Source organism: Peribacillus sp. FSL R5-0717 (genome assembly GCF_038002945.1).
In the GTDB taxonomy this organism is placed as follows: Bacteria; Bacillota; Bacilli; order Bacillales; family DSM-1321; genus Peribacillus; species Peribacillus frigoritolerans.
In genome coordinates, this window is the sequence record NZ_JBBOOF010000001.1 from 2,587,640 (window position 1) to 2,604,218 (window position 16,579).

7 protein-coding genes, 2 tRNA genes, 3 rRNA genes and 1 other annotated feature are annotated in these 16,579 nt (G+C 44.4%); of the genes, 11 read left to right on the plus strand and 1 reads right to left on the minus strand.

The features are described from left to right. Positions 1–7 precede the first annotated feature (7 nt). From remB to rrf, 8 genes are all read left to right on the plus strand, one after another. Entirely contained in the window at positions 8–271 is a 264-nt protein-coding gene (remB, locus tag NYE65_RS12600) for an extracellular matrix regulator RemB (protein WP_034316197.1), read from the plus strand. 75 nt (positions 272–346) lie between these two features. After that, on the plus strand, positions 347–2,272 hold the full coding sequence (gene gyrB / locus NYE65_RS12605) for a DNA topoisomerase (ATP-hydrolyzing) subunit B (RefSeq protein ID WP_268936136.1): 1,926 nt from the start codon (positions 347–349) through the stop codon (positions 2,270–2,272). Between the two features lie 95 nt (positions 2,273–2,367). Beyond that, the gene (gene gyrA / locus NYE65_RS12610) at positions 2,368–4,920 is read left to right on the plus strand and encodes a DNA gyrase subunit A (protein ID WP_063574565.1); all 2,553 of its coding nucleotides are present in this window, start codon (positions 2,368–2,370) and stop codon (positions 4,918–4,920) included. 743 nt (positions 4,921–5,663) lie between these two features. After that, a 16S ribosomal RNA gene (locus NYE65_RS12615) occupies positions 5,664–7,214 on the plus strand. A 115-nt stretch (positions 7,215–7,329) separates the two neighbouring features. Continuing rightward, positions 7,330–7,406 (plus strand) — tRNA-Ile (locus NYE65_RS12620). 16 nt (positions 7,407–7,422) lie between these two features. Next, positions 7,423–7,498, plus strand: a tRNA-Ala gene (locus tag NYE65_RS12625). A gap of 104 nt (positions 7,499–7,602) precedes the next feature. Next, positions 7,603–10,535: ribosomal RNA gene (locus NYE65_RS12630) — 23S ribosomal RNA — on the plus strand. 64 nt (positions 10,536–10,599) lie between these two features. Then, positions 10,600–10,715 (plus strand): 5S ribosomal RNA (gene rrf, locus NYE65_RS12635). The 16S, 23S and 5S rRNA genes sit together here with 2 tRNA genes alongside, the layout of an rRNA operon. An 81-nt stretch (positions 10,716–10,796) precedes the next feature. Here the strand turns inward: rrf and NYE65_RS12640 are convergent. After that, complete coding sequence (locus tag NYE65_RS12640; RefSeq protein ID WP_328177899.1) at positions 10,797–11,762, minus strand: YaaC family protein; 966 nt, start codon at positions 11,760–11,762, stop codon at positions 10,797–10,799. 111 nt (positions 11,763–11,873) lie between these two features. Between NYE65_RS12640 and guaB the strand changes: the two genes are divergently transcribed. The 3 genes from guaB to serS all read left to right on the plus strand — a co-directional run bounded on the left by guaB (position 11,874) and on the right by serS (position 16,465). Beyond that, complete coding sequence (guaB, locus tag NYE65_RS12645) at positions 11,874–13,337, plus strand: IMP dehydrogenase (RefSeq protein WP_048688703.1); 1,464 nt, start codon at positions 11,874–11,876, stop codon at positions 13,335–13,337. Between the two features lie 173 nt (positions 13,338–13,510). Continuing rightward, on the plus strand, positions 13,511–14,830 hold the full coding sequence (locus NYE65_RS12650) for a D-alanyl-D-alanine carboxypeptidase family protein (protein ID WP_340861025.1): 1,320 nt from the start codon (positions 13,511–13,513) through the stop codon (positions 14,828–14,830). Positions 14,831–14,899: 69 nt separating this feature from the next. After that, positions 14,900–15,124, plus strand: a binding site (T-box leader). A gap of 63 nt (positions 15,125–15,187) precedes the next feature. After that, positions 15,188–16,465 carry a serine--tRNA ligase gene (serS, locus tag NYE65_RS12655; protein WP_328177898.1) on the plus strand — a complete coding sequence of 426 codons (1,278 nt, stop codon included), beginning with the start codon at positions 15,188–15,190 and terminating at the stop codon, positions 16,463–16,465. The last annotated feature ends 114 nt before the right edge of the window (positions 16,466–16,579 follow it).

A 16,579-nucleotide genomic window follows, 5' to 3' on the forward strand; every position in this document is an offset into this window, starting at 1 on the left:
TGAATGTATGTATCTCCACATTGGTGAAGACATTCTTGTGAAAACGGACGATGTCATAGCCATTTTAGATAAGAAGCTGCTTCAGGCCTCTCCAATCATGAGTGAATTTTTGGAGAAAAAGTCCGATGTAACTTCCCATTTAGCAAAAAACTCGGTTAAATCGATTGTAGTGACGGACAAACAGGTTTATTATTCACCGCTCGCGTCGTCCACCTTGAAAAAGCGTTCACTGCAGCCATCGCTCTTAATCGATGATATAGATATTCTTTGAATTGTAGCTAAACGTTATAATTACTCCTGAAAATTGATAAATGCCAAAAGAAAAGTGTAGGTGATACGTATGACAATGGAACAAAAAGAAGTACAAGCTCAGGCATACGATGAGAATCAGATACAGGTTTTAGAAGGCTTAGAAGCAGTTCGTAAACGTCCGGGGATGTATATCGGCACTACCTCTGCAAAAGGACTTCACCATCTTGTTTGGGAAATTGTCGATAATAGTATTGATGAGGCACTGGCTGGTTTCTGTACGGAAATCAAAGTGACGATCGAAGAAGATAATAGCATAACCGTAGTCGATAATGGTCGGGGAATTCCTGTGGGGATCCATGAAAAAATGGGACGCCCGGCTGTAGAAGTAATCATGACGGTCCTTCATGCGGGCGGTAAATTTGGCGGCGGAGGTTATAAGGTCTCCGGCGGTCTGCATGGTGTGGGGGCATCAGTAGTTAATGCCTTATCCACGGTATTGGAAGTTTACGTTCATCGTGAAGGTAAAATCCATTATCAGCAATTTAACCGCGGTATCCCAAAAGAAGATTTGAAAATCATCGGGGAAACCGATCATACCGGAACGACTGTACACTTCATTCCTGATGGTGAAATCTTCACGGATACCTTGGAATATGACTTTGATACATTAGCCACGAGAATCCGTGAGCTTGCATTCCTGAATAAAGGGTTGAAGCTGATCATTGAAGATAAACGTGAAGAAGAAGAAAAAATCAGGGAGTTCCACTATGAGGGCGGTATCAAATCCTATGTTGAGCATTTGAACCGTTCTAAAGAGGTATTGCATGAGGAACCGATTTTCATGGAAGGCGAGAAAGATGGAATTTCCGTTGAATTGGCCTTGCAATATAATGATAGCTATATCAGCAATGTCTTTTCTTTTGCCAATAATATTCATACCTATGAAGGCGGTACACATGAATCGGGATTCAAGACTGCTTTGACCCGTGTCATCAATGATTATGCACGGAAAAATGGTCTTTTAAAAGAAGCGGATGCCAATTTCTCAGGTGAAGATGTCCGGGAAGGTTTAACGGCAATCATTTCGATTAAGCATCCTGATCCGCAATTTGAAGGTCAGACGAAAACCAAACTCGGAAACTCTGAGGTAAGAACGGTTACTGATTCCATTCTTTCGGAACGACTTGATGCCTTCTTATACGAAAATCCTGCCGTGGCCCGAAAAATAGTAGATAAAGGGCAAATGGCAGCGAGAGCCCGTTTGGCAGCGAAGAAAGCACGTGAATTGACCCGGAGGAAAAGTGCTTTGGAAGTATCCAATCTACCAGGTAAATTGGCAGATTGTTCTTCTAAGGACCCGAGTATCAGCGAATTATACATCGTTGAAGGAAACTCTGCGGGAGGCTCGGCAAAACAAGGGCGGGACCGCCATTTCCAGGCCATATTGCCGCTAAGGGGTAAAATCCTGAATGTTGAGAAAGCGCGATTGGACAGAATCCTGCACAATGAAGAAATAGGTACGATCATCACAGCACTAGGAACGGGCATTGGTGATGAATTCAATACTGAAAAAGCCAGATACCATAAAATTGTTATTATGACGGATGCGGATGTGGATGGTGCCCATATCAGAACACTGATGTTGACATTCTTCTACCGGTATATGAGAAAAATCATCGAGTATGGATATATATATATTGCTCAGCCACCACTTTTCAAGATTCAGCAAGGGAAAAAAGTGGATTATGCATATAATGACCGCGAGCTTGAAGAAATCATGGCAAGTTTGCCAACTACTCCAAAGCCTAACCTGCAGCGTTATAAAGGGCTGGGGGAAATGAATCCGGAGCAATTGTGGGAAACGACCATGAACCCAGAAACGAGAACGCTGCTTCAAGTCAGTTTGAAAGATGCCGCCGAGGCAGATGAAACTTTCGAGATGCTGATGGGCGACAAGGTGGAACCGCGACGTAACTTCATTGAAGAAAATGCAATTTATGTAAAAAATCTTGATATCTGATTTTTGACAGGATGCTTTTTACATCCTGTTCTTTACATAGTGCACGAACAGTTAAACTTAAATGAGATATAAGCTTTTAATAGGAGGTTGGCTCCATGTCAGAAAATGAAAGATCAGGTGTTAAAGAAATAAATATAAGTACCGAGATGCGGACATCGTTTTTGGATTATGCGATGAGCGTTATCGTGTCGCGGGCTTTGCCTGATGTAAGGGACGGTTTGAAACCGGTACACCGAAGAATTCTTTATGCAATGAACGATCTTGGAATGACTTCGGATAAACCATTTAAGAAATCAGCCCGTATTGTCGGGGAAGTTATCGGTAAATATCACCCGCATGGTGATTCGGCAGTATATGAAACGATGGTACGGATGGCGCAACCTTTTAACTATCGCTATATGCTTGTAGATGGACATGGGAATTTCGGTTCGGTCGATGGTGACCAAGCTGCCGCAATGAGGTACACCGAAGCGAGAATGTCGAAGATCTCGATGGAGTTACTCCGGGACTTAAATAAAGATACGGTCAATTTCCAGGATAACTACGATGGTTCAGAAAGAGAACCAGCCGTCATGCCTGCCCGTTTCCCGAACTTGTTGGTGAATGGTTCATCAGGAATAGCGGTAGGAATGGCAACCAATATTCCGCCCCATCAATTAGGTGAGGTAATTGACGGCGTATTGGCTTTAAGCAAGAATCCTGAGATTACAATTCCAGAGTTGATGGAATATATTCCTGGTCCGGACTTTCCGACAGCCGGTTTGATTTTAGGGAGAAGCGGAATCAGAAAGGCCTATGAAACCGGTAAAGGGTCAATCATTCAACGGGCGAAAGTAGAGATTGAAGAAAAACCGAATGGTAAACAGGTAATCCTTGTTAAGGAAATCCCTTATCAAGTGAATAAAGCAAGATTGATTGAAAAAATTGCAGAACTTGCCCGAGATAAGAAAATCGAAGGCATCACCGACTTACGGGATGAATCGGATCGCAATGGTATGCGTATTGTCATGGAGCTTCGAAAGGATGTTAATGCGAATGTCCTTTTAAACAACCTGTATAAGCACACCGCGATGCAGACCACCTTCGGAATCAATCTGCTTGCTTTGGTGGACGGTCAGCCAAAGGTGCTGAATTTAAAACAATGCCTGCGCTACTACTTGGAGCATCAGCAGGTAGTCATACGTCGCAGGACTGAATTTGAACTGCGGAAAGCGGAGGCCCGTGCCCATATTTTAGAAGGTTTGCGTATTGCACTTGATAATTTGGATGCAGTCATCTCGTTGATCCGCAGTTCCCAAACGACAGATATTGCCCGTGAAGGCTTAATGACACAATTCTCACTTTCCGAAAAACAGGCGCAAGCTATCCTGGATATGCGTTTACAGCGCTTGACAGGTCTGGAACGTGAAAAAATTGAAGATGAATATCAGGCATTAATGGCTATAATTGCAGAATATAAAGCGATTCTTGCTGATGAAGAAAAGGTTCTTGAAATTATCCGTGAAGAGCTTCTTGAAATTAAAGAACGTTTTGATGATAAACGGAGAACCGAAATCACATTAGCCGGCTTTGAAAGCCTGGAAGATGAAGATTTAATCCCAGAGGAAAATATAATCGTAACACTTACGCATAACGGTTATATTAAACGCTTGCCTGCAACCACATACCGCAGTCAAAAACGCGGGGGGCGCGGAATACAGGGTATGGGAACGAATACAGATGACTTTGTCGGTCACTTGTTAACCACTTCGACTCATGACACTCTATTATTCTTCACCAACAAAGGTAAAGTCTATCGTTCAAAAGGATATGAAATACCTGAATATGGCAGGACGGCAAAAGGATTGCCGCTTATCAACTTGTTGGAAGTCGATAAAGGCGAGTGGGTCAATGCAATCATACCTGTGAAGGAATTTGCGGACGATTGGTATTTATTCTTCACGACCAGACATGGGATATCAAAGCGTACACCTTTATCGTCTTTTGCAAATATCCGTAATAACGGTTTAATTGCCCTAGGTTTACGTGAAGATGATGAATTGATCTCTGTCCGACTTACGAATGGAGAGAAACAGATCATAATTGGAACGAAGTCCGGTATGATGATTCGTTTCCCAGAGACGGATGTACGGACAATGGGACGTACTGCAGCAGGAGTAAAAGGAATTTCCTTAGGGACAAATGATGAAGTTGTCGGAATGGAAATTCTTGAAGATGATGAAGAAGTCCTGATCGTTACGAAAAACGGTTATGGAAAAAGGACCTCTGCGGAAGAATACCGTATTCAAAGCCGTGGAGGCAAAGGAATAAAAACATGTAATGTCACTGAGAAAAATGGTGAACTTATAGCCGTGAAAACAGTTACGGGTGAAGATGAAGATTTGATGCTGATTACAGCAGCTGGTGTATTGATCCGAATGGAAGTCGAAGGCATTTCTAAAACGGGCCGTAATACACAGGGTGTTAAGCTCATCAGACTTGAATCTGCAGATAATGAATATGTTTCTACGGTGGCCATCGTAGGAAGGGAAGAAGAAGAAGAAAAAGACATGGAAATAGAGGCGGTAACAACTCTAGACCCGGATTCTGATCCTGAACCTACGGTAAATGAAGAAAATGAAGAAACTGAAAAAGATACGGAAGAATAATCTTTTACTAAAAAAGGGGTTCGGAATTTTAATTCCGAGCCCCTTTTGAAATTCCCTTTGATTTTTTTGAAACAATGAGACAGCGGGGGTATCTATAAGCAACGCTCAAATTGTATAAACCGTAAAAACATTGAAGACCCAGCAATAAAGCTGGGTCTTTTTTGCATTAGCTCGGTATCAAATGATATTAGAGTGTTCGGGTTTGGGTAAAGACTCGTTGGCTTCAAGTTACTTCCCTAATAAGCTTCGCTAATTTTTCCATGGGAAGCCGGGTCAAACTGAACAATGGATTCATCGCTGAAATCATTTTTATTGATGCTGGCTCGCAAACATGACCGGTCATAAAGGTGATGGATAGTGGGCAAATTATCAATTTAGGGATTAATCGTGAATTATATATAAAAGAAGTACTATCAATGTTTAAAGAAAAAATTCACTCTTGAAATCTAAGCTTCTTCTTCTTGATCAGGGGTAAAGTCATAGTATTTGAAATCTATGAATGGATGAATATTATTTATTTTAAAATAACTATTGCTTTTATTCCTGATACTAGATATAATAACTAAGTCGACAGCGAAAGAATAAAGTTGTTGACAAGGAATAATATAAATGATATATTATTAAAGTCGCTTACGAAGTAACGACAATAAATCGCTCTTTGAAAACTGAACAGAACAAAGCGCCAACGTTAAATTTTAAGTGAGCACACACTATCAAAAAAGCAAATGAGCAAGTCAAACATTTCTTCGGAGAGTTTGATCCTGGCTCAGGACGAACGCTGGCGGCGTGCCTAATACATGCAAGTCGAGCGAATCGACGGGAGCTTGCTCCCTGAGATTAGCGGCGGACGGGTGAGTAACACGTGGGCAACCTGCCTATAAGACTGGGATAACTTCGGGAAACCGGAGCTAATACCGGATACGTTCTTTTCTCGCATGAGAGAAGATGGAAAGACGGTTTACGCTGTCACTTATAGATGGGCCCGCGGCGCATTAGCTAGTTGGTGAGGTAATGGCTCACCAAGGCGACGATGCGTAGCCGACCTGAGAGGGTGATCGGCCACACTGGGACTGAGACACGGCCCAGACTCCTACGGGAGGCAGCAGTAGGGAATCTTCCGCAATGGACGAAAGTCTGACGGAGCAACGCCGCGTGAACGAAGAAGGCCTTCGGGTCGTAAAGTTCTGTTGTTAGGGAAGAACAAGTACCAGAGTAACTGCTGGTACCTTGACGGTACCTAACCAGAAAGCCACGGCTAACTACGTGCCAGCAGCCGCGGTAATACGTAGGTGGCAAGCGTTGTCCGGAATTATTGGGCGTAAAGCGCGCGCAGGTGGTTCCTTAAGTCTGATGTGAAAGCCCACGGCTCAACCGTGGAGGGTCATTGGAAACTGGGGAACTTGAGTGCAGAAGAGGAAAGTGGAATTCCAAGTGTAGCGGTGAAATGCGTAGAGATTTGGAGGAACACCAGTGGCGAAGGCGACTTTCTGGTCTGTAACTGACACTGAGGCGCGAAAGCGTGGGGAGCAAACAGGATTAGATACCCTGGTAGTCCACGCCGTAAACGATGAGTGCTAAGTGTTAGAGGGTTTCCGCCCTTTAGTGCTGCAGCTAACGCATTAAGCACTCCGCCTGGGGAGTACGGCCGCAAGGCTGAAACTCAAAGGAATTGACGGGGGCCCGCACAAGCGGTGGAGCATGTGGTTTAATTCGAAGCAACGCGAAGAACCTTACCAGGTCTTGACATCCTCTGACAACCCTAGAGATAGGGCTTTCCCCTTCGGGGGACAGAGTGACAGGTGGTGCATGGTTGTCGTCAGCTCGTGTCGTGAGATGTTGGGTTAAGTCCCGCAACGAGCGCAACCCTTGATCTTAGTTGCCAGCATTCAGTTGGGCACTCTAAGGTGACTGCCGGTGACAAACCGGAGGAAGGTGGGGATGACGTCAAATCATCATGCCCCTTATGACCTGGGCTACACACGTGCTACAATGGATGGTACAAAGGGCTGCAAACCTGCGAAGGTAAGCGAATCCCATAAAGCCATTCTCAGTTCGGATTGCAGGCTGCAACTCGCCTGCATGAAGCCGGAATCGCTAGTAATCGCGGATCAGCATGCCGCGGTGAATACGTTCCCGGGCCTTGTACACACCGCCCGTCACACCACGAGAGTTTGTAACACCCGAAGTCGGTGAGGTAACCTTCATGGAGCCAGCCGCCTAAGGTGGGACAGATGATTGGGGTGAAGTCGTAACAAGGTAGCCGTATCGGAAGGTGCGGCTGGATCACCTCCTTTCTAAGGATAATTACGAGGCGCTTTTGTTTTGTTCAGTTTTGAATGAGTGATTCATTCAATTAAATAGCAATCCCGCGATAAGCTTGGGAAGCAGAAGCTTATTATTTATGTGAATGGGCCTATAGCTCAGCTGGTTAGAGCGCACGCCTGATAAGCGTGAGGTCGATGGTTCGAGTCCATTTAGGCCCACCATTCCATTTCCCAAAACGGGGCCTTAGCTCAGCTGGGAGAGCGCCTGCCTTGCACGCAGGAGGTCAGCGGTTCGATCCCGCTAGGCTCCACCAATGAAACAATCACGTTGTGATTGGGACAGCTTGTTCCTTGAAAACTAGATAATAGATAGAAGGCAATTAATTTTTTTCAAAGCATCTGTAAGATCTTTTTTAACGGTTAAGTTAGAAAGGGCGCACGGTGGATGCCTTGGCACTAGGAGCCGATGAAGGACGGGACTAACACCGATATGCTTCGGGGAGCTGTAAGTAAGCTTTGATCCGGAGATTTCCGAATGGGGAAACCCACTGTTCGTAATGGAACAGTATCTTTACCTGAATACATAGGGTACTGAAGGCAGACCCGGGGAACTGAAACATCTAAGTACCCGGAGGAAGAGAAAGCAAACGCGATTTCCTGAGTAGCGGCGAGCGAAACGGAATTAGCCCAAACCAAGAGGCTTGCCTCTTGGGGTTGTAGGACACTCAACATGGAGTTACAAAGGAACGGGGTAAATGAAGCGACCTGGAAAGGTCCGTCGAAGAAGGTAAAAACCCTGTAGTTGAAACTTCGTTCCCTCCTGAGTGGATCCTGAGTACGGCGGGACACGAGAAATCCCGTCGGAAGCAGGGAGGACCATCTCCCAAGGCTAAATACTCCCTAGTGACCGATAGTGAACCAGTACCGTGAGGGAAAGGTGAAAAGCACCCCGGAAGGGGAGTGAAATAGATCCTGAAACCGTGTGCCTACAAGTAGTCAAAGCCCGTTAATGGGTAATGGCGTGCCTTTTGTAGAATGAACCGGCGAGTTACGATTTCATGCGAGGTTAAGTTGATGAGACGGAGCCGCAGCGAAAGCGAGTCTGAATAGGGCGAATGAGTATGAGGTCGTAGACCCGAAACCAGGTGATCTACCCATGTCCAGGGTGAAGTTCAGGTAACACTGAATGGAGGCCCGAACCCACGCACGTTGAAAAGTGCGGGGATGAGGTGTGGGTAGCGGAGAAATTCCAATCGAACCTGGAGATAGCTGGTTCTCTCCGAAATAGCTTTAGGGCTAGCCTCAAGATGAGAGTATTGGAGGTAGAGCACTGATTGGACTAGGGGCCCCCAACGGGTTACCGAATTCAGTCAAACTCCGAATGCCAAATACTTATTCTTGGGAGTCAGACTGCGAGTGATAAGATCCGTAGTCGAAAGGGAAACAGCCCAGACCACCAGCTAAGGTCCCAAAGTATACGTTAAGTGGAAAAGGATGTGGAGTTGCTTAGACAACCAGGATGTTGGCTTAGAAGCAGCCACCATTTAAAGAGTGCGTAATAGCTCACTGGTCGAGTGACTCCGCGCCGAAAATGTACCGGGGCTAAACGTATCACCGAAGCTGTGGATTGACACCGTATGGTGTCGATGGTAGGAGAGCGTTCTAAGGGCGTTGAAGTCAGACCGGAAGGACTGGTGGAGCGCTTAGAAGTGAGAATGCCGGTATGAGTAGCGAAAGAAGGGTGAGAATCCCTTCCACCGAATGCCTAAGGTTTCCTGAGGAAGGCTCGTCCGCTCAGGGTTAGTCGGGACCTAAGCCGAGGCCGAAAGGCGTAGGCGATGGACAACAGGTTGATATTCCTGTACCACCTATACATCGTTTGAACGATGGGGGGACGCAGAAGGATAGGGTAAGCGCGCTGTTGGATATGCGCGTCCAAGCAGTTAGGCCGGAAACGAGGCAAATCCCGTTTCCATTAAGGCGGAGCTGTGATGGCGAGGGAAATATAGTACCGAAGTTCCTGATTCCACGCTGCCAAGAAAAGCCTCTAGTGAGATGTAAGGTGCCCGTACCGCAAACCGACACAGGTAGGCGAGGAGAGAATCCTAAGGTGTGCGAGAGAACTCTCGTTAAGGAACTCGGCAAAATGACCCCGTAACTTCGGGAGAAGGGGTGCTTTTTAGGGTGAATAGCCCAGAAAAGCCGCAGTGAATAGGCCCAGGCGACTGTTTAGCAAAAACACAGGTCTCTGCGAAGCCGCAAGGCGAAGTATAGGGGCTGACACCTGCCCGGTGCTGGAAGGTTAAGGGGAGAGGTTAGCGCAAGCGAAGCTTTGAACCGAAGCCCCAGTAAACGGCGGCCGTAACTATAACGGTCCTAAGGTAGCGAAATTCCTTGTCGGGTAAGTTCCGACCCGCACGAAAGGTGTAACGATCTGGGCACTGTCTCAACGAGAGACTCGGTGAAATTATAGTACCTGTGAAGATGCAGGTTACCCGCGACAGGACGGAAAGACCCCGTGGAGCTTTACTGCAGCCTGATATTGAATTTTGGTACAGCTTGTACAGGATAGGTAGGAGCCTGAGAAGCCGGAGCGCCAGCTTCGGTGGAGGCGTTGGTGGGATACTACCCTGGCTGTATTGAAATTCTAACCCGCGCCCCTTATCGGGGTGGGAGACAGTGTCAGGTGGGCAGTTTGACTGGGGCGGTCGCCTCCTAAAGAGTAACGGAGGCGCCCAAAGGTTCCCTCAGAATGGTTGGAAATCATTCGTAGAGTGTAAAGGCACAAGGGAGCTTGACTGCGAGACCTACAAGTCGAGCAGGGACGAAAGTCGGGCTTAGTGATCCGGTGGTTCCGCATGGAAGGGCCATCGCTCAACGGATAAAAGCTACCCCGGGGATAACAGGCTTATCTCCCCCAAGAGTCCACATCGACGGGGAGGTTTGGCACCTCGATGTCGGCTCATCGCATCCTGGGGCTGTAGTCGGTCCCAAGGGTTGGGCTGTTCGCCCATTAAAGCGGTACGCGAGCTGGGTTCAGAACGTCGTGAGACAGTTCGGTCCCTATCCGTCGCGGGCGCAGGAAATTTGAGAGGAGCTGTCCTTAGTACGAGAGGACCGGGATGGACGCACCGCTGGTGTACCAGTTGTCTTGCCAAAGGCATAGCTGGGTAGCTACGTGCGGACGGGATAAGTGCTGAAAGCATCTAAGCATGAAGCCCCCCTCAAGATGAGATTTCCCATGGCGCAAGCTAGTAAGATCCCTGAAAGATGATCAGGTTGATAGGTCAGAGGTGGAAGCATGGTGACATGTGGAGCTGACTGATACTAATAGATCGAGGACTTAACCAACGCTTTTTAAAAAATGAAATACCTTCTTATTATCTAGTTTTGAAGGAACAACGTTCCTTTTATGTTTGGTGGCGATAGCGAAGAGGTCACACCCGTTCCCATTCCGAACACGGCAGTTAAGCTCTTCAGCGCCGATGGTAGTTGGGGGTTTCCCCCTGTGAGAGTAGGACGCCGCCAAGCCATTTAAAAAGATCAGCCATCCGGCTGGTCTTTTTTTGTCGTTTCAGGTCAGATTATTTCACCAATAGGGTGTTGGAAGGATCAGATGTGGAACCTTTCCGACTTAATCCATTCAAATATTAAAAATGGCACCTTAGCTTGGCTTATTTTAAGGAATTGCACAATGCAAGGGTAATCGTCATTAGGCATGGTTTTCATCAGCTCTGCCCACCATTCTGTTTCATAACGAGCTATTATGCTAAGGTTATAAGAAATCAAATAATGAATCAAAAGTTCAGGTAATGAAAAAGCGGACGAATCTTTATTCAGAGATAGCATGAATTGTCCTTCTGCTAAATTATACCGTATTGGAGATGTGGCATTATGAATGGGAACACCCTCTGTCTTTAAATGCAGTGTTCCAGGAGCTTCCGAAATACTGTAAATTTGATTCGTTTTAGCTTTCAAAAATTCTTCCAATCGACTGCTGGACATTTGATAGCTATCCAATATGGTTGAAGGCAATTGAAAACCATTGGGAAAGGGTAGTAGGGCGACAAAATTTTTCTTGGAAATGGACCATGTAAAGTTTTGCATATCCGGGATTTCTTTCATAAGTGTACCCATGGAAAACTTTTCACCTTCCAGATGCTTGATATGAAATAACTTCTCGGCGATGCAGGTGAAAAGTCCATTTTTTTGCGTTTTTACTTCATCCTTCAAAAATTCATATTGTTGCTTTTTCTTTTTCCTCGTAGTTACCCCATGGGCAAGCATCGAAGTCGATTCCGGATAGTTAGGATCAATCGTGAGCAAACAGGCCTTTAATAATTGGGCAAATCCATAAAATGTAAGGATTGGTTGAATGGAAAGTGGTGCAATGGCTGCCTGATTATAATATGTTTTAGCATGTTCAAGATGGTAAATAAATGGATAACAATTATCATAACTTTTGATTTCCGCTTCTGCTATTTTTTCTTGTGTGTAACATTTTTGTAAAAAAAGTTGAGAGGAAGATGCGGAAAAAAAAGGTGTATATTTATCGAAATTATCATTGTTTTCAGGCATTGCAGCTGTCCTCCGAATTAATAGAATAATCAAACATTTATTTCTCTTCTTGACAGTAGTATGTCCTATTGATAACCTACAAATAATATTTTTAAGCAGGAGGGGAAAATAATGTGGGAAAATAAATTTGCAAAAGAAGGTTTAACCTTTGATGATGTCCTATTAATTCCAGCGAAATCAGAGGTTTTGCCGAAAGATGTCAACCTTCAAGTCAACTTAGCTGAAAACTTAAAGCTCAACCTTCCTATCATCAGTGCAGGAATGGATACCGTGACGGAAGCAGAGATGGCGATTGCCATGGCTCGTCAAGGCGGATTGGGTATCATTCATAAAAATATGTCCATTGAAGCACAAGCTGAACTGGTGGATAAAGTAAAACGTTCAGAAAGCGGTGTAATTACCGATCCATTTTTCTTGACGCCAGATCACCAGGTATTCGATGCAGAGCATTTAATGGGTAAATATCGCATTTCGGGTGTTCCTGTAGTCAACAATATTGAGGATCAAAAACTTGTGGGTATCATTACAAACCGTGATTTGCGATTTATTTCCGATTTTTCCTTGAAGATTTCCAGTGTCATGACTGTTGAGAATCTCGTCACAGCACCAGTAGGAACTAACTTGGAACAAGCAGAGAAGATTCTTCAAAAGTATAAAATCGAAAAGCTTCCTCTTGTAGACGATAATGGAGTTCTTAAAGGACTTATTACGATCAAGGATATCGAGAAAGTCATTGAGTTCCCGAATTCGGCGAAAGATAAGCAAGGGAGATTGCTTGCAGGTGCTGCAGTCGGAGTCACTAAGGATACAATGAAGCGTGTTGAAATGCTTGTTAAGTCCCATGTCGATGCAATTGTACTTGATACAGCTCACGGTCATTCAGAAGGCGTCCTTGAAATGGTGAAGGAAATCCGCGCGACTTATCCTGAATTGACGATCATTGCCGGTAATGTGGCAACAGCTGAAGGGACGAAAGCATTGATTGAAGCGGGAGCCGATGTAGTGAAAGTGGGAATCGGACCAGGGTCAATCTGTACGACAAGGGTTGTAGCCGGTGTAGGTGTTCCACAAATCACGGCAGTCTTCGACTGTGCAACAGAAGCAAGAAAGCATGGTAAAACGATTATCGCTGATGGCGGAATTAAATATTCAGGTGATATCGTTAAAGCCCTGGCTGCAGGTGGACATGCAGTAATGCTTGGCAGTATGCTTGCAGGTGTAACTGAAAGCCCTGGCGAAACGGAAATTTTCCAAGGTCGCCGTTTTAAAGTGTATCGGGGTATGGGATCTGTTGCTGCAATGGAAAAAGGATCTAAGGATCGTTACTTCCAGGAAGATAACAAGAAATTCGTTCCGGAAGGCATCGAAGGGCGCCTTCCATACAAAGGACCTCTATCAGATACCATTTTCCAACTGATTGGCGGCATTCGTTCAGGTATGGGATATTGCGGTACAGCCACATTGGAAGAGTTGAGAGAAAACTCTCAATTTGTCAAAATGACCGGTGCTGGATTAAGGGAGAGCCATCCTCATGATGTCCAAATAACTAAAGAAGCACCGAACTACTCAATGTAATGAATTTAACATATAATCGTCATTAAAATTTATTGTTAAAATAGACAGAGTCTGCGATTACTCTGTCTATTTTTTTTATTTTTTCTGTGATAAACTAGACAAGGTGTCAAGGGATTTACATAAAGTTTCTTCTTTGTTATAGAGATTAGCTTAAAAGTTGGAGGTATTGGAAATTGAAAAAAATCAGCAAGATGACCCTCATTTTCACTTTTGTTTTTGTTCTTGTTATGTCGCAATTTGCCTATCAACCGGGGGAAGCTGTTGCTGAATCTGATAATTTAGGTTTAAAAGCAGAGGCAGCCATCATAATCGATGGTGAAACGGGACAAATCGTGTATGAAAAAAATGCCGATAAAGTATTAGGGATTGCATCCATGTCTAAAATGATGACCGAGTACATCATAATGGAGTCAATTGAAAATGGGAAAATCAGTTGGGATCAAAAAGTAAAAATAAATAAATATGTACATGACCTTTCAAAAGCACCCAATTTGTCGAATGTTGGGTTAACGGAAGGTGAAGATTATACAGTTAAGGAACTATATCAAGCTATGGCCGTCTATTCAGGAAATGCGGCAACAGTAGCTTTAGCACAGCTAGTTTCCGGAAGTGAAAAGAGCTTCGTTAAGTTAATGAACGAAAAAGCAAAAGAATTAGGCTTGAAAAATCATAAATTCGTTAACGCCAGCGGGTTGAATAACTCCGATTTATTAGGGCAATATCCTTCAGGTGATGAAGATGATGAAAATATCATGACAGCAAAAGATACTGCACTTCTTGCTTATCGTTTAATAAATGATTATCCGGAAGTTTTAAAAATCGCCAGCATTCCTAAATTGAAGTTCCGTGATGGAAAAGAATATCCGAACTTCAACTGGATGCTGCCTGGCCTGATTTTTGAATATAAAGGCGTAGACGGACTAAAGACGGGATCTACCGACTTTGCCGGTTATGGCCATACAGGGACGGTTATCCGGGACGGTCAGCGCTATATCACGGTGGTCATGAAGTCCACTAATAAAAACGAACGTTTTGCAGATAGCACTAAGCTTATGAACTATGCTTATGCAACATTTAAAAAGGAAAAAGTCCTTCCAGCCAACTACCAGGTGAAAGGGAAAGAAACACTTTCAGTAGTGAAAGGCAAGGAAAAAGAAGTTAAGATTCAATCTGAAAAAGCAATCGAGCTACTTGTTGAAAATGGTGGGAAAGACAACTATAAAACAGATTTAGTGATCGATAAAAACAAATTGAATGATGATGGTAAGCTGACTGCACCAATCAAAAAAGGTGAAAAGCTAGGCTACATCACAGTCACTCCTAAAAAAGGAGAAGATTACGGGTACATCAACGGCGATCCAGTTAAGGTTAACGTCGTAGCTGCCGAATCCGTTGAAAAGGCAAACTGGTTCGTATTATCAATGCGGGCGGTTGGCGGATTCTTTGGAGACGTTTGGAGCAGTGTGGCTTCCACTGTTAAAGGCTGGTTTTAAGTTTACTGTATAAAACGGTTGCGTAATGTATAAAATTATAGTACATTATGGAAAACAATTTGATTATATAAGAAAGCAATGACAGGAAATAGTAACAAGTATTTCTTTCTACAGAGAGCCGATGGCTGGTGGAAATCGGTGTGAGAGTTTTGTGAATCCCTCCTGGAGCAGAGTATGGAAAGCCTTTTGGGTCAGTAAATACTTTCGGTTAAAAGCCGTTATCGTGATAAGTGGTAGGCGTTTTTCATAGGCCTTCAACTAGGGTGGCAACGCGGGTTAACTCTCGTCCCTTCTTCAGGGGACGGGAGTTTTTTGCGTTCTTTGATAAATCATCAAAAACATTAAGGAGGAACTGAAATGTTGGATTTGAAATATGTAAGAAATAATTTTGAAGAAGTGAAGCGTGTATTGCAATTCAGAGGTGAAGATTTAACTGATTTAGGAAAATTCGAGGAACTGGATGTAAAGCGCCGGACCTTAATTGCTGAAACGGAAAAGTTAAAAAGCCAAAGAAATGAAGTTTCACAGCAAGTGGCCATATTGAAACGGGAGAAAAAAGATGCAGATCAGTTGATTACGGAAATGCGTGAAGTCGGTGACCGTATAAAAGGTTTCGATGATGAGCTTCGTGAAGTGGAAGCACAATTAGAAACATTACTTCTTTCCATTCCTAATATACCGCATGAAAGCGTGCCTGTTGGTGAGACGGAAGACGATAATGTCGAAATCCGTAAATGGGGGGAGTTACCTGAATTCAAGTTTGAACCGAAACCACACTGGGATGTAGCTGGAGATCTAGGCATCCTGGATTTTGAACGGGCAGCAAAAGTGACCGGAAGCCGATTTGTATTTTATCGGGGTCTTGGTGCTCGATTAGAGCGTGCACTAATTAGCTTTATGTTAGACCTTCATGTTGAGGAACACGGATATGAAGAAATGCTGCCACCATATATGGTGAACCGTGCAAGCATGACCGGGACAGGTCAATTGCCAAAATTCGAAGAGGATGCTTTCCGTATTGAAAGTGATGATTACTTCTTGATTCCTACAGCTGAAGTGCCGGTGACAAATTTCCATCGTGATGAAATCATGAGCACGGACGATCTGCCGATTAGCTATGCGGCATACAGTGCTTCATTCCGTTCAGAGGCAGGATCTGCGGGTCGTGATACGCGAGGGCTAATTCGTCAGCACCAGTTCAATAAAGTTGAACTAGTGAAGTTCGTGAAGCCGGAAGATTCCTATGCAGAGTTGGAAAATCTCACAGGTCATGCCGAAAAGGTCCTCCAATTGCTGGGTCTTCCATACCGAGTGCTAAGCATGTGTACAGGAGATCTTGGTTTCACAGCTGCTAAAAAGTATGATATCGAGGTTTGGATCCCGAGCTATGGAACGTATCGCGAAATTTCTTCTTGCAGTAACTTTGAAGCATTCCAGGCTAGACGGGCCAATATTCGCTTCAGACGTGATGCAAAAGGCAAACCGGAACACGTCCATACCCTAAATGGATCAGGTTTGGCAATCGGCCGTACAGTCGCTGCCCTTTTGGAGAATTACCAGCAGGAAGATGGCAGTGTTATCATTCCTGAAGTATTACGTCCATATATGCGCGGTGCGGAAGTCATTAAACCGTAAGTCAAAGGGAATCAGCTTCTGGTTAAAGAGGCTGATTCCCCTTTTATCAAAGTTTGAAAATTATTTTAAAAAAACTTTATAGAGGGCTTGACTTTGATTTTGATTCCATGTAAT

Coding starts and splice junctions, on each gene's coding strand:
- NYE65_RS12640 (WP_328177899.1), bottom strand. CDS start 11,762: ATGCCTGAAAACAATGATAATTTCGATAAATATACACCTTTTTTTTCC.
- remB (WP_034316197.1), top strand. CDS start 8: ATGTATCTCCACATTGGTGAAGACATTCTTGTGAAAACGGACGATGTC.
- gyrA (WP_063574565.1), top strand. CDS start 2,368: ATGTCAGAAAATGAAAGATCAGGTGTTAAAGAAATAAATATAAGTACC.
- guaB (WP_048688703.1), top strand. CDS start 11,874: ATGTGGGAAAATAAATTTGCAAAAGAAGGTTTAACCTTTGATGATGTC.
- gyrB (WP_268936136.1), top strand. CDS start 347: ATGGAACAAAAAGAAGTACAAGCTCAGGCATACGATGAGAATCAGATA.
- serS (WP_328177898.1), top strand. CDS start 15,188: ATGTTGGATTTGAAATATGTAAGAAATAATTTTGAAGAAGTGAAGCGT.